General features: G+C 64.8%; 1 protein-coding gene. It reads right to left on the reverse strand.

Annotated elements, in window-relative coordinates; translation table 11 throughout:
- The coding region (locus EOA60_RS36505) for a trypsin-like peptidase domain-containing protein (RefSeq protein ID WP_206628477.1) at positions 1 to 302 on the reverse strand (302 nt) is incomplete at its 3' end.
- Positions 303 to 557: the final 255 nt, after the last annotated feature.

Consider the following 557-nt stretch of genomic DNA (forward strand, 5'->3'; position numbering starts at 1 on the left):
AAGCTGCCGTCGGCGCGAACCAGCGCAATGTCGGTGTCGGGATCGCGGCCAAGCACGCGCCCCTCGCGCGAAGCGCCATCCGGCATCGTGACGCGAACGTCGCGGGCGTCGTCGACGACGTGGAAATTGGTGACGACCAGCCCGTCCTGAGCGATCACGAAGCCCGAGCCATGGCCGCCGGCACCAATGCGCTCGATGCGGCACACGGCCGGTCCGATTCGATCGACGGCGTCAGCGACCGTCGCCGAGTAGGCGTCGAGCAAGGCGTCATCGGATTGGAGTTTTTCGACGGCGAAGGCCATGGGTGGGGCTCCCGTGTGATCTGGCGCAAACGATGCCTATATGTGCGGAGCGGCAGCAATTGCCGCGACCTGACCACATGGCCAGTCAGGCACTCGACTAGCCGTCAGGCGAGTATTCGCGGCGGGGCCATGGAGCGATATCTGGGTCACAGAACCCAGGAGACCATCGATATGAGCAACTTCAACCGTAGTGCCTTTTCCGATGCCGTTGCCGATGTCGCGGCGGCCGCCGCGACATCGGCAACGGCATCGGAA

This window comes from Mesorhizobium sp. M1A.F.Ca.IN.020.06.1.1 (genome assembly GCF_004023265.1).
GTDB lineage: Bacteria > Pseudomonadota > Alphaproteobacteria > Rhizobiales > Rhizobiaceae > Mesorhizobium.